Below are 17,277 nucleotides of genomic sequence, written 5' to 3'. Positions count from 1 at the left end.
AGGCTGCCGTAGGGCTTTGCCTCAACCCCGGCGGGGCGGGCGTCCGGGAAGCATCGCGCGCTGCAGCTTGGCGCCGGCAAGGTCGGCGCCGTCCATGTCGGCGCTGTCGAGATTCGCGTCGGACAGGTTGGCCTGCACCAGACAGGTGCCGACCATCAGGGCGCCGCGCAGGTCGGCCCCCATCAGGTTGGCGGCCCAGGAGCGGCCGGTGGGGCGGCCCGAGGGATCCTTGATCGCCGCCGGACCCAGCCGAACCCGCGTCAGGTCGGCGCCGGTCAGCACCGCGTAGCTGAGGTTGGCGCCCGACAGGTCGGCGCCCATCAGGTTGGCGCCCTCCAGATTGGCGCCGGACAAATCGGTCATCATCAGCCGGGCGCCGGTCAGCGCCGCCGCCGACAGGTTCGCCCCGCGCAAGCTTGCGGCGCTGAGATTGACGTTGCGCAGGTCGGCGCGGCTGAGGTCGGTGCCGTCGAGGTCGGCCCTCTGGCCGCGCTGGCCGAAGCTGTCGATCCAGCGTTCATGGTCGAAGATGGCGCGCTGGATCTCCGACCCCATGCTGTCGATGGGGCGGGTCATCTGCGCGGTGGCGATCCGGGTGGAGGACAGGTCGCAGTCGGCCATCCGCGTGCCGACCATGTCGGCCTTGTCGAAGCGGGTGCCGTCCAGCGCCGCGCCCGACAGGTTGGCGCCGTTCAGCCGCGCCCCCGTCAGGTCCGCCCCGTTCAGCACCGCCCCCGACAGGTCGGCATTCTGCAGCACCGCGCCGCTGAGGTCGGCGTCCGCCAGATTGGCGCCGCGCAGCACCGCGCCGGTCAGGTCGGTGGGAATGCCGCCTTCCGCCGTCAGGCCGTTCTGCAGGCGGGCCAGGGCAGCCTTGTGGATCTGGCGGGCGCTTTCGGCGTCCTGCGCATCGGGGCCGGCGCCGCGCCGCGCGGTGCCGCCCGGTTCCAGCGTGCCGGCGCGCAGGTCGGCGCCCTTCAGGTTGGCATTGGAGAAGTCGGCCGCGCGCAGCCGCGCGCCGCGCAGATCGGTCTGCATCAGGTTGGCGCGGCTGATGTCCGCATCGCGCAGATCGACGCCGAACAGGTCGGCGCCGGCCAGATTGGTGCCGTTCAGCCGCCCGCGCGCCAGCCGCGCACCGACCAGACGTGCGCCGCGCAGATCACGCTGCGACAGGTCCGCACCCTCCAGATCGGCCATGGCGAGGTTGGCTCGGGCACCGCCCGGCTGGCCCTTGATCCAGCGGGCGTGCCGGTCCAGCACCTCGGCCAGTTGGTCGGGCCGGAAGAAGGACACGGTGGAGGCGGTCAGTGAGGTGGTTGGCACGGACAAGTTGTCGCCGTGAAAATGGTTACATCGCGACAATCATGCGATTCATTCCTTACCGAAGGCTGAATGAATCCCCCTTTTGCGCACCCTCTTTCGGAGGATGCGTTTCGGCCGCCCGCCGCTATGGCTCCCCGCCGATGCGGCGGCAGAGTCCGGCTGGAGGAATATGGAAAACAGAGGCTTGTGCATGGCTGCGGCCATAGGCCCGTCGCTGCTTCTGCCGGTGATGATACGGCAATGGTCCCGAGTCGCGCACGTTACGGTTCTGTAATCGAACCACCTGCGAACGAGTCGCGAACAGCTTCGACTCGGCTGCTGTCACGGCGGGCGGGCGAGTCGGCGGAAACCCTGGAGTCACCGAAAAACCGGCATCGGTTAAGCAATGGTTTCTTGACAGAAAAGGCCACGGGCATCCTAAAAGTGTCCCACCTTTCGGAATAACGCACCGCAGCGCGCCTTGACCTTAGCCAGGGTGTGACTTTGGCCGTAACCGGAACGATGGGCTCCAGAGGACGGATCCCGGGTGCCGGAGCGGAAAAACGGGATATGAAGGAAGAATGATGAAGGATGCGGACGCCCGGTCGATCACGACCGCACGCCCGAGCGCTGGCGAGAGCCACGCCACCGAACGCCGTCATCTTGATCGCTGCCATCTCGATCGCCGCCATCTTCTGCGCGCCGGCCTGGGGCTGGCGGCGGCGGCATCAGCCGGGGGAACCCTGTTCAGCAGCGAAGAGGCGGAGGCCGCCGCCCTGCGCGCCCCGCCGCGGGTGCTGTCCCTGGTGAACCTGCACACCGGCGAGAAGCTCAACGCCGAATACTGGTCGAGGGGCCGCTACGTGCGCGACGCGATGCGCGCGGTCAACCATCTGCTGCGCGACCACCGCAACAACTCGGTGCACGCCATCGACCCGAAGCTGCTGGATCTGGTCCATGCGCTGAGCCGCAAGCTCGGCCGCCGCGGCCCGATCGAGATCGTGTCCGGCTACCGCTCGCCCGAGACCAACGCGATGCTGCGCGAGGCCGACCACAGCGGCGTCGCCCAGAACAGCTTCCACATGCGCGGCATGGCCATCGACCTGCGGGTGCCGAACATGGCCACCCGGCATCTGCAGCGGGCGGCGCTGAGCCTGCGCGGCGGCGGTGTCGGCTATTACCCCGACAGCAACTTCGTCCATGTCGACGTCGGCCCGCTGCGCCACTGGTAAGCGGGCCTCCGTCCGGGGGTGGCGAGACGACGGGCGTTGCGCTCAGATGTCGAGCGTGTCGCCGTCGTCACGGTCGGCGTAGCGATAGGCGGTGGTGGTCTTTTCCCACGACGGGATCCAGCCCTTCTTTTTCGGCTTGCCCGTGTCGACCCCGGTCCACTGGGCGGCCTCCATGTAACCGTACTCCTTCAGCTTCTCCATGATCCGCGCCACGTCGTCGGGGTGCATCGAGGATGGAGTATCGGTGTAGGCCAGCCTCAGCTCGTCCAGCACGCTGTCCGGAGTCCGATAGGCCGGAGCGTCGTTCGAGAACAGCGCGGTGACGTGCTCCACCTTGACCGGGCATTTGTCGATCGCGTTCACCAGCAGCAGGCAGATGTTTTCGGCGATGACGTCGGTCGGCAGCGAGGCCGTGCCGCGCATGACGTCGAAGACGATCTTCTTGCTGCTTTTCAGCTCGGGGAAGTTCTTCAGCAGGCGCATGGTCAGAATGTAGGGCGACGGCTTGTCGTCCATGCAGCATTCCAGCACCCGGCGCTGCTCCTCCTGCAGAATCTGGTCGCGGTGGACCAGATCGGCAAAAGTGGAACGGCGCACCGCCCTCTCGACACTGCGCTTGAAGAGTCTGAGAGGGTTGAGGTTCAAAGAGAACCAGCTCTTTTCGTCCTTGCTTCCAGTATTCATGCCAATGACCGAAACGCCGAGCCGGAGAAAGCGCTCGAAGACGGCATCAATGAAGGTCCGGTAAGTCTCGGGCGTGACCGTCGGCCAGGCGCGGGGCTTCACTTCGATGCGCGCGGTGCCGCAGAGCGGAATGATGGGATAGCGGACCTCCTCGCCGGCCTCGTCGGTCTTCATCTCCCGGCTGATCGGCTCGCCCATCGCGTCGATGTGCGGATTGTTGTCGGGCAGGCCGAACCAGGATTGCAGGAACCGCTGGCAGTTGCGGCGGCCCAGTTCGTAATCGTGACGGCGGAACTCGATGTCGAGGAAGCCGCCGAAGCCGCCCCACAGGCCGCAGGCGATGGCCGCGGACTGCGGCTGGGTGCCGACGAAGCGCGACGGCGAGATGCGCCACAGGTCGGCCCCGGTGTTGTCCAGAGCGCGCAACAGCAGGTCGGGGCGGAAGCGGCTCTGTTCGACGAACATGCCGACCATCTTCGAGATGATCTTGGTCAGGCGGGTGTTCGCGCTCCCATCCGGGTTCAGGCCGTCGATGGTCGGCGCTTCGGGGAAGGGGCTGATCATCACGACGATCCGGTTGACCTCAGCCACGTCGCTCGGCGACGATTTCGGCGGGTTCTCCATCAGCGCGTAACGGGCGAGGTCGAAGGGGTCGTTGTTGATGGCGCCGCCGTCCACCGCCGCGAACCGGTAATTCTCCGGCGGCCGCAGGACCGTTCCGCTGCCGGAGGAGCCGTTCCCCCACGGCCACTGCGGCTTGATATCAGTGAACCGATTGGGAGGGATGTTCATCGGCCAGGCGCGCTGGTTGTAGTGCGAGAGCGGAGTCAGCAGGTCCATGGCCGAGAGCCCGATCGGAAAAGCACCGGACGCGAGCGTGTTCTTGACCAACTGCTTGCTGTTGGGCTGCGTATAATCCTTCGGCTTCTCCCCGTCATCGCTCTCGAACCACAGCGAATTCTTGTTCCGCGCCGCGACGCCGCCGGCGTTCGAATCGACGGTGTAGCTGTAGGCCGCATCCGACTGCGCCCAGGGGCTGACAAACGACGCGCATCCCAGACCCTTCAGGACGAAATGGGCGTGGTCGAGATGATTCATCATGCCGTAGGCCGACCCACCCATGCCGCCCCGCACCTCGATCTTGTAGGGGATGCCGCGGGTGTTGGTCTGGGTCAGGAGCACATGCAGATTCTCGGCGATGTAGGGGCGCGGAGGCAGACGCTTGGGATCGCTCGCAGCCACCTCCAGATCGGCCAGCGCCTTGCGGCCGATGTTCATCAGCGGCTGGGCGTTGAGAAGCGAGTACACGTCGCCCAGCTTGGTGCCGGCAGGCAGGTCCGCATTGTCCAGCAGGCCGGGAATCGTCGGCGTTGTCCCATCCTTGTCGGCATCGCTCTTCACGAAGGCCGGGCCGTCCACCCAGGCTTGATAGAGCTCGGGCAGGACATGCCAGGGAATCTTGTCGGCGGAGCCGGGCTTGTCACGCGCGACATAGGCGGGGTCGTCCGGCCGGCTGGCCTTCGGCGGCCGCGCGCCCATGCCGGCGCACAGCGAGCCGATGGAACTGGTGATCGCCCCTGCCGACGCACCGGTCATCGTCGCGATGACCACCTTGTGATGAGGCACTGTTCGGGTGCCGTCGGCGATGTCCTTCTGCTTCGCCGCCTCCCATTCCTCCAGCGCCTCCACCAGAAAGTCCAGCACGCCGGCGGAATAGGCGCCGGCCGAGATCGCCCCGGACATGGCAAGGCCGAGATAGATGGTCTTGTCCGCAGCCTCGGTTCCTGCACCCATTGGAATGTCCCCCGTCACATTGAAGCGGCGGGCAAAATCCCGCCGCGCAGGTTGTGTCGGGAGAAAAACTCCTTCCGATTGTACTGAAATGCAACGGAAGTTATATGACGATATGAGTCAGAGTGTTTTCTCTTTGTAATTGTTTTCTCGAACGACGGGGTCCCAGCCCGTCCAGATCATTCCCGCGCCAAAAAACGAAGGGGCACCGAACCTTTCAGGATGCGGTGCCCCTTCCCATCCTTGTGATCAGCCGCGTGATCAGCCGCCGGCCGGAGCTGGCGAAAGCCGCCCTACCCCACCTTCAGCTTGCGGCGCAGCAGAGACAGCGGCGCGGTGTCGTCCAGGCTGGGCTGGAAGGCGACGGTGACCTCGGTCAGCGCGTTGGCCCAGCTGTCCGGGTTGGTGCCTTCCGGCGCCTCGACCGAGGTGAAGCCGGTGCGGACCAGATAGAGATACTGGTCGGGGATGACATGGCCGACCGCGCGGATCTCACCGGTGTAGCCGTAACGCTCCCGCAACTCGCGCCCGGTCGAGAAGCCGCGGCCGTCGCGGAATTTGGGGAACTCCACCGCCACCAGCGAGAAGCGGTCGAGGTCGGCGGCGATGGCGCCCGCGAGCGTGCCGCTCTTCAGCCGCACGCCCAGCCGGGCGTTGCGGCCTTCGAAGCTGTCACGCTCCGCCTGCCAGCGCTCGAAGCTGATGATGACCGGGCGGTCGTTGGGGACCGGCTCCCCGTCGGGGATGAAGCTCCAGGCATCCTCGCCGATGCGCCCATTCTCAATCAGCGGCATAGATTCTCTCCTTGAACGGGGCATGGCCGACGCGCTTGAGCGTGTCGATGAAGCGCTCGCTCTCGTCCGACCGGTTGGCGAGATAGACGTCGACGATCGCCTCGATGGCGTCCACCGCTTCGGTCTCCGTCACCGCCGGGCCGAGGATGTCGCCGATCGCCGTGGTCAGCGTCGGGTCGCCGCCGACGGTGATCTGGTAATACTCGGTGCCCTTCTTGTCGACGCCGAGGATGCCGATGGCGCCGACATGGTGATGGCCGCAGGCGTTGATGCAGCCGCTGATCTTGATGCCGAGTTCACCGATGGTGCGCTGGCGGACCGGATCGGCGAAGCGGGCCGAGATCGCCTGCGCCAGCGGGATCGAGCGGGCATTCGCCAGCGCGCAGTAATCCAGCCCCGGGCAGGCGATGATGTCGCCGATCAGCCCGGCATTGGCGCTTCCCAGACCGGCGGCGTCGAGCTGCTTCCACAGATCGTACAACTCGTCCTTCTTCACATGGGCGAGGACGAGGTTCTGGACGTGGGTGACGCGCAGCTCGCCGAAGCTGTGACGCTCGGCCAGGTCGGCGACGAGGTCCATCTGGTCGCAGGTGGCGTCGCCGGGGATGCCGCCGGCCGGCTTCAGCGAGATGGTAGCGATGGCATAGCCCGGCGCCTTGTGCTCCGCGACATTCACCGCCAGCCAGTTGGCGAAGGCCGGGTCGGCCGCACGGGCGCGCTCCAGCGCTTCGGAGTGGTCGGACAGTTCCTCGAAAGGCGGCGGGGCGAAGTGCTTGCGGATCGACTCGACGATCTCCGGGTCCAGGCGGTATTTCGGGCCGCGCAGCCGCGCGAACTCCTCCTCCACCTCCTGGGTGAACTTCTCCAGGCCCAGCTCGTGGACCAGGATCTTGATGCGCGCCTTATAGATGTTGTCGCGGCGGCCATACTGGTTGTAGACGCGCAGGATGGCTTCCAAGTAGGCGACGAAATCCTCCTGCGCCACCCACTCTCGCACCAGCTTGCCGACGAAGGGCGAGCGGCCGAGACCGCCACCGACATAGAAGGAGAAGCCGGCCTCCCCCTTGTCGTTGCGCCGCGCCACCAGACCGACGTCGTGGATGCGCACCGCGGCGCGGTCGCTCTCAGCGCCGGAGATGGCGATCTTGAACTTGCGCGGCAGATAGGTGAACTCGGGGTGCATCGTCGTCCACTGCCGCAGGATCTCGGCATAGACGCGGCCGTCCACGACTTCATCCCTGGCGGCGCCGACGAAGGGGTCGGTGGTGACGTTGCGCACGCAGTTGCCGCTGGTCTGCAGCGCGTGCATGTCCACCTCGGCCAGTTCGTTCAGAATCGCCGGGGTGTCCTCCAGCCTGATCCAGTTGTATTGCAGGTTCTGGCGGGTGGTGAAATGGCCGTAGCCGCGGTCGTACTTGCGCCCGATGGCCGACAGCTTGCGCAGCTGGGTGGCCGACATCACGCCATAGGGCACGGCGATGCGCAGCATGTAGGCGTGAAGCTGGAGATAGAGGCCGTTCATCAGCCGGATCGGCTTGAACTCCTCCTCCGACAGCTCGCCCGACAGGCGGCGGTCGACCTGTTTGCGGAACTGCTCGACACGCTCGGCGACGAACTGCCGGTCGATTTCGTCGTAATGATAGATGCCGGCACGGGCGCCGGGCGCGATGTGGTTCATGTCGATAAGCCCTCAGGGCCGCCGGAACGGCCAGCGATCAGTGATTCAGGCGGCCTGCTTGCCGAGATCGAGGCGGACGGTCGGGCCGGCGGTGCGTATGCGCTCGCGCATCGTCGCCGGGACCGGAAGGCCGTCCTGCTCCACCACCTCGAAGGTGTAGATGTCGACGGCGAACTGCTCGCGCTCCGCCTTCTCCTTGGCGGGGGCCAGCACGGCGTCGGCCTCGGCGCGCGGGAACAGCGCGGCCTCGGCGAAGGATTCGACCCACCGGCCGCCCTCGCCCAGGAACACGACTTCCCCGTCGCGCAGGCGGTTGGCGGTGATGGCTTTCATCGACCCTTCCTTCGATCGATCCTTGGCCGACATCTGGCTCTCCTGGCTGGTCGTTCTCTAAAGCGGTGGTGTCTTACCCGAACCGACGATGGTCCGGCAGTGAATTCCGTGGGGCGGCAGGCGTGCCGTTCATGGCAGCCAACCCTCCCGGTCGATCAGTTCGCGGGTTTCGCGGGCGACCTCGGACATCGCCGCCCCCTCCGCCCGGCGGCGGTTGCGGAAGTCGGCGATGATACGCAGACGCTCCGCCCACTCCTCCGGGAACAGCGCCTCCAGCCGCTGGCGCAGCAGACTGGCGAGAGTCGGGCTACGGCCGCCGGTGGAGATGGTCATCACCAGATCGCCACGCCGCACCACGGAGGGCGAGTGGAAATCACACAAGGGAATGACATCCTCGACATTCACCAGCACCCGGCGCTGCCGCGCCAGCTCCGCCAGCGTCGTCTCGGTCTCCGTCCCCAGCCCCATCACATACAGCACGCCGATCTTGTCCAAATCGGCGGCAACGGGCAGAGCCCGCACCAGACGGTCGCCGGCCAGTGCGGCCAATTCCCCATCCGGTTCCGGTGAAAAGACCTGCGGGTCTGCCCCGCCCTCTCGCAGTTGGGTCAGGCGGCGCACCGCGAGCGGGCCGTTGCCGGCCAGCGCGATCACCACCTGCGCCGGGTCGAGCGCCAGCGGAATCATCGCCGCATCCCCAATGCCGATGCCGGGCTTGACGGAACGGAGCGGCGGATCGCGACGCCTATAAGGGTGATGCTGTGCATGGCGGTATTTAGCCCAGCCGCAGCACGACAATCAACATATTTCACACAAGCACTTGCAGCAAAGCACAAGCCTATTAAACAAGTAGAGAATGTATTTACGTTGCACGGGTTTTCCGCCGATGATAATGTGCAAACACAAACGCATTATCTACTAGGCAAGTAGATTTAATAAGCCACCGCGAAAGGCAGCCGATGATGGACGCGGAAACACGGGTGAAGCATCTGACCGACAGCTACGGCACGCTGGAAGGCGCGCCCCTGCTGGCCGCCATGCATGAGGTGTTCGGCGGGCGGATCGCGCTGCTGTCGTCCTTCGGCGCCGAATCCGCGGTGCTGCTGGCGCTCGCCGCCGAGGCGACGCCGGATTTCCCGGTTCTGTTTGTGAATACCGGCAAGTTGTTCGGCGAGACCCTGCGCTACCGCGACGAGCTGGTAAAGCGGCTGGGCCTGACCGACGTGCGGGAGATCGGGCCGACCGCCGACGACCTCGCCGCCGGTGACAAGGACGGCCTGCTGTTCAACCGCGACTATGACGCCTGCTGCCACCTGCGCAAGACGGTGCCGCTGGACCGCGCGCTGGCCACCGCCGGGCTGGAGGCTTGGGTGACCGGACGCAAGCGCTTCCAGTCGACGACCCGCGCCGCCCTGCCCCTGTTCGAGGCGGAGAGGGGGCGCGTCAAGGTCAACCCGCTGGCCAACTGGGACAAGGACCGGCTGGAGGAAGAGTTCACCCGGCGCGACCTGCCGCGCCACCCGCTGGAGGCCGACGGGTTCCTGTCGATCGGCTGTTACACCTGCACCGAGCGAGTGGCGCCCGGTGCCGACCCGCGCTCCGGCCGTTGGGCCGGCAGCGCCAAGACCGAATGCGGCATACACACCACCATGATTGGAATCGCCCGATGAGCGCCGATCTCGACCAGCTCGAAAACCAGAGCATCTATATTCTGCGCGAGGCCTACAACCGCATCGACAAGCTGGCGATGCTCTGGTCGATCGGCAAGGACAGCAACGCGCTGCTCTGGCTCTGCCGCAAGGCGTTCTTCGGCCGCATCCCCTTCCCCGTCGTGCAGCTCGACACCGCCATGGAGCTGCCGGAGGTCTACGAGTTCCGCGACCGCATCACCAAGGAATGGGACCTCGACCTGAAGGTGGAGCAGTGCCCGCCGGAAGAGGAGATGGACCAGACCCTGCCGCCGCTGACCCGTGCCGCCGCGCGCAAGACGGAAGGCCTGAAGAACCTGCTGCGCGACCATGCCTATCAGGGCGTCATGGTCGGCATCCGCCGCGACGAGCAGGCGACCCGCGCCAAGGAGCGCGTTTTCTCGCCGCGCTCGCTGGAAGGCGATTGGGACGTCAAGGACCAGCCGGCGGAGTTCTGGGACCATTACAAGACCCGCTTCCCGGAAGGCGTCCATGTCCGCATCCATCCGCTGCTGGCCTGGACCGAGCTGGACATCTGGCGCTATTCGCAGCGCGAGGGGATTCCCATCGTCCCGCTGTATTTCGCCAAGGACGGCAAGCGCTATCGCTCGCTGGGCGAGAAGAACATCACCTTCCCGGTCGACAGCACTGCCTCGACCATCGACGAGATCATCGCCGAGCTTCAGGTGACCCGCATTCCGGAGCGCGCCGGCCGCGCGATGGACAACGAATCCGAAGACAGCTTCGAGCGCCTGCGCAGCGTGGGGTACATGTAAGATGCCGCATTCTCAACTTCGCATCGTCATCGTCGGCCATGTCGACCATGGCAAGTCCACGCTGATCGGCCGCCTGCTGAACGACACCGGCAGCCTGCCTGACGGCAAGGTGGAGCAGGTCCGCGAGATGAGCCGCAAGCGCGGCATGCCGTTCGAATGGGCCTTCGTCATGGACGCGCTGCAGGCCGAGCGTGACCAGGGCATCACCATCGACACCACGCAGATCCACTTCAAGACCAAGCAGCGCCCCTACGTCATCATTGATGCGCCGGGCCACACCGAGTTTCTGAAGAACATGGTGACCGGCGCGTCCCAGGCCGACGCCGCGCTGCTGGTGATCGACGCCGACGAGGGCGCGCTGGAGCAGTCGCGCCGCCACGCCTTCCTGCTGCACCTGCTGGGCGTGCGTCAGGTCGCGGTCGTCGTCAACAAGATGGACAAGGTCGAGTTCTCCAGCCGCCGCTATGAGGTGGTGGCGCAGGAGATCAAGGACTATCTGGCCGAACTGGGCCTCCAGCCCAAGGCGGTGATCCCGGTGTCCGCCCGCAACGGCGACAACATCGTCACGCGCAGCGAGCAGTCGGACTGGTATCTCGGCCCGACGGTGATCGAGCAGCTGGACGCCTTCCGTCCGCAGCAGACCTCGCCCGACCAGCCGCTGCGGTTCCCGCTGCAGGATGTCTACAAGCCGGACGACCGCCGCATCCTGGCCGGCCGCATCGAGAGCGGGCGGCTGCGCGTCGGCGACACCCTGCACTTCTCCCCCACCGGCGCCAGCGCCAAGGTGGTCAGCATCGAGGCGTGGAACCATCCGGAGACGGTGCTGTCGGCCCAGGCCGGGCAGAGCATCGGCATCACGCTGGACAAGCGCATCTTCGCCGAGCGCGGCCACATCGCCCACCATCAGGCCGACGCCCCGACGCTGGCGCACCGGCTGAGCGTGCGGCTGTTCTGGCTGGTGTCCGACCCGCTGGTGGTCGGCAAGACCTACACGCTGAAGATCGCCACCGCCGAGCACCGGGTGACGGTGGAGCAGGTGACGGCGGTCATCAATGTGGAGGATCTGTCGAGCACGCCCGGCAAGGCGGTCCGCCGCAACGAGGTGGCGGAGGTCGTCCTGCGCTCCCGCTCGCCCATCGCGCTGGATCTGGCATCGGACCTGCCGCGCACCGGCCGCGGCGCGCTGATCGACGGCAACGACGTGGTCGGCGGCTGCCTGGTTGTGGAGATCGAGGACGCCGCGGCGGCCAACATCACTGAGGTGTCGCACACCGTCTCATTGGAGGAGCGGTCCCAGGCCAACGGCCACAAGGGCGGCATCGTCTGGCTGACCGGCCTGTCGGGCGCCGGCAAGTCGACGCTGGCGATGGCGCTGGAACGTGCGCTGTTCGACCGCGGCTGGCAGACCTTCGTGCTGGACGGCGACAATGTCCGCAACGGGCTGAACGCCGGGTTGGGCTTCTCGTCGGATGACCGGGCGGAGAACATCCGCCGGGTGGCCGAGACGGCGAAGCTGTTCGCCGACGCCGGCATGGTGGTGATCGCCTCGCTGATCTCGCCGCTGAAGTCGGACCGGGCGCGGGCGCGGGTGATCGGCGGCGAGCGCTTCCACGAGGTGTATGTGGCGGCCGACCTCGCCACCTGCGAGGAGCGCGATCCGAAGGGCCTGTACAAGAAGGCGCGGGCCGGCGAGATCGCCGAGTTCACCGGCATCACGGCTCCCTACGAGGCGCCGGACCAGCCCGAACTGGTGATCGACACCGACGCACTGAGCCGCAGCGAGGCGCTGGCGCAGCTGCTCGACTATGTCGACGAGACCTTGGGCAAGAACAGCCTGAAGTCGGAGAAAGAGCTGACCTACGTCATTTGAGGATCGGCTCTATAGGGTGAGGCGTCGGGCGCGGGGGAAAGACCGCGCCCGACGTGTTTTCAGGCCGCCTTCCGATCCGCCCGATACATCGCCGTGACGATCAGCGCCGCGGTCGCCAGCGCCAGCGGCACGAACGAGATGCGCAGGACGGTGTCCCAGCCGTAGCTGGTCAGCAGACTGCCCGAGGCGAAGGAGCCGAAGGCCATGGTGCCGAAGACGAGGGAATCGTTCACCGACTGGACCCGCGTCTTCTCCTCCGGCCGGTGGCAATCCAGCACCAGGGCGGACGCGCCGAGGAAGCCGAAGTTCCATCCCACCCCCAGCAGGATCAGGCTGATCCAGAAATGGGCCACGTCCTGCCCCGACAGCCCGACGGACGAGGCGGCGGCGATCAGCGTCAGTCCGACGGCGACCATGCGCGGGGCGCCGAAGCGGGTGATCAGGCGCCCGGTGAAGAAGCTGGGGGCGTACATGGCGATGACGTGCCATTGCAGGCCGAGGTTGGCCGACTCCTGCGGCAGGCCGCACAGCCGCATCGCCAGCGGGGCGGCGGTCATGACGAAGTTCATCAGCAGGTAGGATACCACGCCGCAGATCACCGCGGTGATGAAGCGGGGCTGGCGCAGGATGGCGCCTAGCGGACGGCCGCCGGCGACCTCCGCCGCGGTCGGCTTCGGCAGACGGACGCCCATCAGGACGAGCGCCGACAGCGCGGCAACGGCGGCCTGCGCCACATAGGTCGCGACGAACAGGTGGGGCGGCCACAGGTTCATGGTGTGGGTGACCAACTGCGGCCCGACCACGCCGGCGACCACGCCTCCGGCCATCACCGCCGACATGGCACGCGGCCGGCGCTCCAGCGAGGTGCAGTCGGCAGCGGCGAAGCGGAAGGACAGCACCACGGCGGCATAGGCTCCGCCGGGGATCATCGCCGCGCAGAACAGCCAGAACGACCCGAGCAGGATGGCCAGCGCCGACAGCAGCCCGACCAGCACCCCGCATCCGGTCCCCGCCAGGAAGGCGGCGCGCCGGCCGAAGCGGCGGGCGATAACCCCCGCCGGCAGGGTGCAGATCGCCATGCCGACCACGAAGATGGAGATCGGCAAGGTCGCCAGCGCGGGGTTGGGGCCCAGCGTGTTGCCGACGATGGCGCCGGTCGCATAGACGACGATCGCATTGGCGCCGGCGAGCGCCTGCGCGATGACCAGCCGGGCGATGTTGCCAAGCTCATGTGCCTGGGGGACTGCGGAGGCCGTTTCGGTCCGGGTGGTGGCTTCGGCTTGCGACATGGGATCCTTTGGCGATAGGGCGGCGGATGGCGGCGATGGAAGGATTGATGCAGGAGTAGCGACCCGGCAGTATGAGCGGAAATGGTTTCTCCTCATGGATCGATGAATGGGAGTCATGGATGCTTGATCGCCAGATCCTTGCGATCCTGCGCGAGGTGGACCGGTCGGGCAGCGTCACCGCCGCCGCCGGCCGGCTGAACCTGAGCCAGTCTGCGCTGAGCCACACCATCCGCAAGTTCGAAGAACGCCATGGCGTCGAAATCTGGATGAAGAAGGGCCGCAGCCTGCGCTTCACCCAGGCGGGAAACCATCTGCTGGCGCTGGCACAACGGCTGCTGCCGCAGTTCGAGCATGCGGAGCGGGTGCTGGCCGATTTCGCATCGGGCCGGCGCGGCACCCTGCGGGTGGGGATGGAATGCCACCCCTGCGAACGCTGGCTGATGCGGATGACCGGCCTCTATCTGGCGCGCTGGCCCGATGTGGATTTCGACCTGCGCACGGCGTTCCGCTATGACGGAGTCGCGGCGCTGCTGGACAACGAGATCGACCTGCTGATCACCCCCGATCCGGTCGAGCAGCCGGAAATCCTGTTCACGCCGGTCTTCGATTACCAACTCGTGCTGGTCGTGCATGAGGCGCATCCGCTGGCCGGGCGTGACGCGGTGCAGCCGCAGGACCTGCGGGACGAGGAGCTGATCACCGTGCCAGTCAGCCTGGAGCGGCTGGACATCTACACCCGCTTCCTGGTGCCCGCCCATTGCCGGCCGCGCCGTCACCGGACGGCGGAGACCACCGACCTGATGTTGCAGTTGGTCGCCGCCGGGCGCGGCGTGACCGTCCTGCCCGACTGGCTGGTGCGGGAGGACGGCGCCGGCTTGCCCGTGCGTGCCCTGCGGCTGGGCGCCGACGGCATCGGCAAGAGCATCCATCTCGGCATCCGTCGCGGCGAGGAGGAGGTGGACTATCTCGCCGGCTTCCTGGCGCTGGCGCGGGAGATGGGGCGGTAGCGGTGCTGCGGAGCCGATCAGGACTCTGTCGCAGCACGCATCCTGTGGCATAAGGGGCCGCCATCACGCCCCAAGCATCACGCCTTAAGGACCCCTGTCGCCCATGATCCGCTTCGATAACGTCAGCAAGCAGAACGGCCACCGCATCCTGTTCCTGGAGGCCTCCGCGGCGCTCAACCGGGGTGAGAAGATCGGGCTGGTCGGTCCGAATGGTGCCGGCAAGACGACCCTGTTCCGCATGATCACCGGCGAGGAACAGCCGGACGGCGGGCAGGTGGCGATCGAGAAGCAGGTCAGCATCGGCTATTTCAACCAGGATGTCGGCGAGATGTCTGGCCGTTCCGCCGTGGCGGAGGTGATGGACGGTGCCGGCCCGGTCAGCGTCGTCGCCGCCGAACTGGCGGAGCTGGAAGCCGCCATGGCCGACCCTGACCGAGCCGACGAGATGGACGCCATCATCGAGCGCTATGGCGAGGTGCAGGCCCGCTTCGACGAACTGGGCGGCTATGAGCTGGAGGGCAAGGCGCGCGAGGTGCTGGCGGGCCTGAGCTTCAGCCAGGAGATGATGGACGGCGACGTCGGCGGCCTGTCGGGCGGCTGGAAGATGCGCGTGGCGCTGGCCCGCATCCTGCTGATGCGCCCCGACGCCATGCTGCTCGACGAGCCGAGCAACCATCTGGACATCGAAAGCCTGATCTGGCTGGAAGGTTTCCTGAAGGGCTATGAGGGCGCCCTGCTGATGACCTCGCACGACCGCGAGTTCATGAACCGCATCGTCACCAAGATCATCGAGATCGATGGCGGAACCCTGACCAGCTATTCCGGCGACTACGGCTTCTACGAGAAGCAGCGGGCGCTGAAGGAGAAGCAGCAGGAGGCGCAGTTCGAGCGCCAGCAGGCGATGCTGGCGAAGGAGCTGAAATTCATCGAGCGCTTCAAGGCCCGCGCCTCGCACGCATCCCAGGTGCAGAGCCGGGTCAAGAAGCTGGACAAGATCGAACGCTTCGAGCCGCCCAAGCGCCGGCAGGTGGTGACCTTCGACTTCCCGCCGGCCCCACGCTCCGGCGACGACGTCGCGGTTCTGAAGAACGTCCACAAGGGCTATGGCAGCCGCAGCATCTATGAGGGGCTGGACCTGACCATCCGCCGCAAGGAGCGCTGGTGCGTCATGGGCGTCAACGGCGCCGGCAAATCGACCCTGTTGAAGCTGATCGCCGGCGCGGCCGAACCGGACAGCGGCACCGTCACCGTCGGCGGCAGCGTCAAGATGGGCTATTTCTCGCAGCACGCGATGGAGCTGCTGGACGGCGACCAGACCATCTTCGAAGCGCTGGAGGCGCATTTCCCGCAGGCCAGCCAGGGATCGCTGCGGGCGCTGGCCGGCTGTTTCGGCTTCTCCGGCGACGATGTGGAGAAGAAGTGCCGCGTGCTGTCGGGCGGCGAGAAGGCCCGTCTGGTGATGGCGATCATGCTGTTCAACCCGCCCAACTTCCTGGTGCTGGACGAACCGACCAACCACCTGGACCTCGACACCAAGCAGATGCTGATCCAGGCGCTGGCGGCCTATGAGGGCACGATGCTGTTCGTGTCGCACGACCGCCATTTCCTAGCGGCATTGTCCAACCGCGTGCTGGAACTGACGCCGGAGGGCATCCACCAGTATGGCGGCGGCTATACCGAGTATGTGGAGCGCACCGGGCAGGAGGCGCCGGGGCTGCGGAGCTGACCGGGGGCGGCATCACGCCCCATGCCGCTCTCCCGCTGTGGGTCGGTCATCGCACCGGCCCGCCGCTTTTGACCCATTACGAAGCATCGCCCTGCTTCGGGCTGCGCACCCGAAGCGCCATCGCAAGCCCTGCCAGGATAAGAGCAACACCCGCCAGGAACTGGGGTCCGATCTTGTCTCCGAACATGATCGCAGAGGCGGCAATACCGAACACGGGCTGGAGGTACTGCACACTAGCCGCAATGGAGGCGGGCACGTCACGCAGGATACGCAGCCACAGGAAAAGACCGGCGGCCGTCACAGCGAGGCCAAGGTATGCCGCCGCTCCCAATGCCTGGCCTGTCAATTCGAAGGACGTGTGATGGGCCTCCCAGCCCGCCCATGGCACCAGCGCCACGAATCCGAAAACCGTGCTCCAAGTCGCCACCACCACGGTGCCATATCTGTTCGTAAGCTCGACGCTCCAAACATAGTAGAAGGCGACCGCCAGCGCCGATACCAGCATCCAGATCGGTCCGAGAGCGGTTGTTCCGGCAACTCCCGCATCGCCTGCGTTTTCCGAAGCCACGACGACGATTCCTGCGAAGGCGGCCACCACGCCAACAATCTGGGAAATCGAGACCGCCTGCTTGAGCCGGATCATTGCAAACAACACGATGAACAGCGGAATCGTCGCAGACAGTATCGTGCCGATAGAGGCCGAAGTTCCGGCCACCCCGAATGTCTGTGCCACCTGCCCCACACCGATGCCAAGCACGCCAAGACTGGCGACAGCTGGGAGAGCCTTCCATGGCAGAGGCTCTTTCCCAATGAGCAGGAGCATCATGAAGGGAATCGCGACAGCAAACCGGATCGCCGTCAGGGTCAGGGGCGGCATCGTAATCAGACCCAGCTTCGTCACCGAGATCGACAAACCCCACACCAGGGCAAGGAGCAGCATCGCCCCGAAATTCCCAAGCGAGACTGGACGTGAGACGGCAACCGGCGAAAGAGATGCGGGTTCGTTGGCGATCTGGCTCATGGCGTGTCGCAGTCCGTCGGTATGCTCTTGTTTGAAGCACATCTAAGGTTCTGTCAGCCTTGCAGACAAACCATTTGTCGTCA

At 66.4% G+C, this 17,277-nt stretch carries 14 protein-coding genes; 6 read left to right on the top strand and 8 right to left on the bottom strand.

Annotation, left to right across the window (positions count from 1 at the left end):
• Positions 1 to 21: 21 nt before the first annotated feature.
• The gene (locus tag M5E06_RS03110) at positions 22 to 1,326 is read right to left on the bottom strand and encodes a pentapeptide repeat-containing protein (RefSeq protein ID WP_252137122.1); all 1,305 of its coding nucleotides are present in this window, start codon (positions 1,324 to 1,326) and stop codon (positions 22 to 24) included.
• Positions 1,327 to 1,886: 560 nt separating this feature from the next.
• Here M5E06_RS03110 and mepK point away from each other — a divergent pair.
• A complete protein-coding gene (mepK, locus tag M5E06_RS03105) occupies positions 1,887 to 2,537 on the top strand; it encodes a peptidoglycan L,D-endopeptidase MepK (protein WP_252137121.1) in 651 nt (216 codons plus the stop codon).
• 42 nt (positions 2,538 to 2,579) lie between these two features.
• Here mepK and M5E06_RS03100 read toward each other — a convergent pair whose 3' ends face one another.
• The 5 genes from M5E06_RS03100 to M5E06_RS03080 all read right to left on the bottom strand — a co-directional run bounded on the left by M5E06_RS03100 (position 2,580) and on the right by M5E06_RS03080 (position 8,504).
• Positions 2,580 to 5,015, bottom strand: a complete 2,436-nt coding sequence (locus M5E06_RS03100) for a hypothetical protein (protein WP_252137120.1) — start codon at positions 5,013 to 5,015, stop codon at positions 2,580 to 2,582.
• 290 nt (positions 5,016 to 5,305) lie between these two features.
• A complete protein-coding gene (locus M5E06_RS03095; protein WP_109153256.1) occupies positions 5,306 to 5,806 on the bottom strand; it encodes a DUF934 domain-containing protein in 501 nt (166 codons plus the stop codon).
• Positions 5,793 to 7,484 (bottom strand): nitrite/sulfite reductase, encoded by a 1,692-nt coding sequence (locus tag M5E06_RS03090; protein ID WP_252137119.1) that lies wholly within the window; start codon positions 7,482 to 7,484, stop codon positions 5,793 to 5,795. The genes M5E06_RS03095 and M5E06_RS03090 overlap by 14 nt, the downstream gene beginning before the upstream one ends.
• Before the next feature lie 45 nt (positions 7,485 to 7,529).
• Positions 7,530 to 7,817 (bottom strand): DUF2849 domain-containing protein, encoded by a 288-nt coding sequence (locus tag M5E06_RS03085; protein ID WP_252137118.1) that lies wholly within the window; start codon positions 7,815 to 7,817, stop codon positions 7,530 to 7,532.
• A 129-nt stretch (positions 7,818 to 7,946) separates the two neighbouring features.
• Complete coding sequence (locus M5E06_RS03080) at positions 7,947 to 8,504, bottom strand: precorrin-2 dehydrogenase/sirohydrochlorin ferrochelatase family protein (RefSeq protein ID WP_252137117.1); 558 nt, start codon at positions 8,502 to 8,504, stop codon at positions 7,947 to 7,949.
• Between the two features lie 272 nt (positions 8,505 to 8,776).
• Between M5E06_RS03080 and M5E06_RS03075 the strand changes: the two genes are divergently transcribed.
• The 3 genes from M5E06_RS03075 to cysC are packed head-to-tail and all read left to right on the top strand — an operon-like array spanning position 8,777 to position 12,151.
• On the top strand, positions 8,777 to 9,487 hold the full coding sequence (locus tag M5E06_RS03075; RefSeq protein WP_502801956.1) for a phosphoadenylyl-sulfate reductase: 711 nt from the start codon (positions 8,777 to 8,779) through the stop codon (positions 9,485 to 9,487).
• The gene (gene cysD, locus M5E06_RS03070) at positions 9,484 to 10,281 is read left to right on the top strand and encodes a sulfate adenylyltransferase subunit CysD (RefSeq protein WP_109153259.1); all 798 of its coding nucleotides are present in this window, start codon (positions 9,484 to 9,486) and stop codon (positions 10,279 to 10,281) included. The genes M5E06_RS03075 and cysD overlap by 4 nt, the downstream gene beginning before the upstream one ends.
• Position 10,282: 1 nt before the next feature.
• Entirely contained in the window at positions 10,283 to 12,151 is a 1,869-nt protein-coding gene (gene cysC, locus M5E06_RS03065; RefSeq protein ID WP_252137116.1) for an adenylyl-sulfate kinase, read from the top strand.
• 59 nt (positions 12,152 to 12,210) lie between these two features.
• Here the strand turns inward: cysC and M5E06_RS03060 are convergent, their stop codons facing one another.
• On the bottom strand, positions 12,211 to 13,440 hold the full coding sequence (locus M5E06_RS03060; RefSeq protein ID WP_252137115.1) for an MFS transporter: 1,230 nt from the start codon (positions 13,438 to 13,440) through the stop codon (positions 12,211 to 12,213).
• Positions 13,441 to 13,559: 119 nt separating this feature from the next.
• Here M5E06_RS03060 and M5E06_RS03055 point away from each other — a divergent pair, with 119 nt between their 5' ends.
• Both M5E06_RS03055 and M5E06_RS03050 read left to right on the top strand, forming a co-directional pair.
• Entirely contained in the window at positions 13,560 to 14,447 is an 888-nt protein-coding gene (locus tag M5E06_RS03055; protein ID WP_252137114.1) for a LysR family transcriptional regulator, read from the top strand.
• A gap of 103 nt (positions 14,448 to 14,550) precedes the next feature.
• A complete protein-coding gene (locus tag M5E06_RS03050; protein ID WP_252137113.1) occupies positions 14,551 to 16,173 on the top strand; it encodes an ABC-F family ATP-binding cassette domain-containing protein in 1,623 nt (540 codons plus the stop codon).
• Positions 16,174 to 16,249: 76 nt separating this feature from the next.
• On the opposite strand, the gene M5E06_RS03045 is transcribed toward M5E06_RS03050, so the two are convergent.
• Positions 16,250 to 17,194, bottom strand: a complete 945-nt coding sequence (locus M5E06_RS03045; protein ID WP_252137112.1) for a DMT family transporter — start codon at positions 17,192 to 17,194, stop codon at positions 16,250 to 16,252.
• Positions 17,195 to 17,277 lie beyond the last annotated feature (83 nt).

Source organism: Azospirillum sp. A1-3 (assembly GCF_023806445.1).
GTDB lineage: Bacteria > Pseudomonadota > Alphaproteobacteria > Azospirillales > Azospirillaceae > Azospirillum.
Note: the sequence above shows the minus strand (reverse complement) of the source record. Positions and strands in the feature narration are given on the sequence as shown.